Origin of the sequence: Mesorhizobium sp. M5C.F.Ca.IN.020.29.1.1 (assembly GCF_003997375.1) — a bacterium.
Taxonomy (GTDB): Bacteria; Pseudomonadota; Alphaproteobacteria; order Rhizobiales; family Rhizobiaceae; genus Mesorhizobium; species Mesorhizobium wenxiniae.
This window is the reverse complement of record NZ_RZSW01000785.1, coordinates 1-2,135: the sequence shown is the minus strand read 5'-3', so window position 1 is coordinate 2,135 and position 2,135 is coordinate 1. Positions and strand designations below refer to the sequence as shown.

The window sequence follows — 2,135 nt, the reverse complement described above, 5'->3', positions numbered from 1 at the left end:
TCGACAGCCTGACCGTCGCCGACTGCCTGCGCATGGCACGCGCCTCGCGCAACGCGCCGAGCCTGCTGCGCCGCTCCGCCACGCTTGGACTGCCGGCGGCCGCCGCCGACATTCTGCGCTCCACCGGGCTCGACCGCATGCTCGGCCGACCGGTGTCACTGCTGTCGCATGGGCAGAAGCAGAGCCTCGAGCTCGCCATGGTCGTAGCACTCGAGCCAAAGCTCATCCTGCTCGACGAGCCTACGGCCGGGCTGACCAAGGTCGAGCGCACGACCATTGGCGCGACGCTGCAGAAGCTGACCGGCGAGCTTGGCTTTGCCGCCATACTGGTAGAGCACGACCTCGATTTCGTCCGTGACATCTCGACCAGGATCGTCGTTCTCCACCAAGGCAAGCTTGTCCTCGACGGCAGCGTCGATCAGGTCGTCAATTCCGAAATGGTCAGGACGATCTATTCGGGAGGCGCCCATGCTTGAGGCAAGACAGGCAGAGGCCAAAACCATCGCGCCGAAACTGTCGCTGTCGAATGTGTCGAGCGGCTACGGGCCGGTTGCCATCATCGAGGCGCTGTCGCTGGCCATCGCGCCGGGACAGATCTTCGCGCTGATGGGTAAGAACGGCATGGGCAAGACCACCGTGCTGAAAACCATCCTCGGCTTCGTGGCGCTGCGTTCGGGCGACATCCGCCTCGACGGCACTTCGATCGGTGGTGTTTCGCAGGCCTCGCTGATTGCGTCGGGAGTCGGCTATGCGCCGCAGGAGCAGGCGCTGTTCCAGGATCTTAGCGTGCGCGACAATCTGCGCCTCGTCTTGCGCTCGGATCGCGGTTTTGCACAAGCCGTGGAACGGGTTTACGAGCATTTTCCGTTCCTCACGGAGCGCTTGTCGCAACGGGCCGGAACGCTGTCCGGCGGCGAGCAGAAGATGCTCATTCTCGGCCGCGCGCTGATGCTGCGGCCGAAGCTGTTGCTGATCGACGAGATTTCCGAGGGCCTGCAGCCATCAGTCGTCGAACGCATCGCCGCGGCACTCCGGGAGGAGCGCAGGACGAACGGCACGACAATCCTGATCGTTGAGCAGAACCTACCCTTCGCCCTCGGCGTCGCGGACAGCTGGGCAGTGCTGAAGCTCGGCCGGATCGACGATGCCGGCGATGTGACGGCGGGCACGGCGGCCCGCGTTCTTCAGCACCTGAAGATCTAAGACACGCGCATTCGGAAGCGAGGTCGCGGCACATTGTCCGCGTTGTGAACGGCAGCAATGCGCCTGATATCGGCCACCGAGGTGACCGTTGCCACTGCCTGAAAGCAGAGATTGTTGGCGACCATTCTGGACGCCGCGATTGCGCCATCTGCGGAAGTTCGAGGCATCCCCAATGAACGGTAGCAGTCGGACCCGTTCCAGAAGTTCGCGCGCGAGCGCCTACGGCACATTACCTAAACCTAATGTATAACCTAGCCGATTTCGAAGAAATGGTACATAGTTGACGAGCATATGATCTCTTGTTCTTGAATCCGGGTGAGTCGCCCGGCAGCGATTGGAGATATGTCATGGCAGCCAATTGGGACCTTATGCAGACACTTAACAATGGTCGGGTCGAGTGGCCGACGGGTCCGATCACAGGCCTCAACCCCTCCGAAGAACCCAGGTGGGTCGACGCCTGGGTTGTGCAGGCTGACGCTGGAGCCGTGTTACCGTTCGACGGGATTAAATATGTCGGCCCCAGTCAAAGCTCAGGCCACACTCCACATTGGTCAGGTTGGGGGGCGGGGCCGTTTACTATGTGGAAGGCAGACGACCCGGGGTGGGCATACGGAAAATTCACGAGCGGATTCGCACTGGGGATCGCGCTCTTGGCTTATCGGGATACCGCCACAAATCCCAATACCACTGAATTCGAATGGTGGTATGACATAGTCTGGCTTGCATAACGGCCGCTAACTATCGAGCGCGGCATAGATGGAGGAATGAAATGCCCATCGACGATGTTTATATGAAGAGTTTCCAAAATCAGGTCCAGGTCCTTGAGAACATGAAGACGGGGATTGAGGCTGCGATCGGCAGGGCCCAAAAACGGCTCGCGGAAGTTGAGCAGCAAGTTAACGAGGGGAAATCTACTAAGGAAGCTATAGAGG

Annotated in this window: 2 protein-coding genes; both read left to right on the top strand. The window is 60.4% G+C overall.

Going from position 1 to position 2,135, the window contains the following annotated elements:
- On the top strand, positions 1-476 hold a 476-nt coding region (locus tag EOA85_RS33500), incomplete at its 5' end, for an ATP-binding cassette domain-containing protein (RefSeq protein ID WP_127212565.1).
- Positions 469-1,203: an ABC transporter ATP-binding protein gene (locus EOA85_RS33495; RefSeq protein WP_127212564.1), complete on the top strand. Its 735-nt coding sequence runs from the start codon at positions 469-471 to the stop codon at positions 1,201-1,203. The genes EOA85_RS33500 and EOA85_RS33495, both read left to right, overlap by 8 nt.
- Positions 1,204-2,135 lie beyond the last annotated feature (932 nt).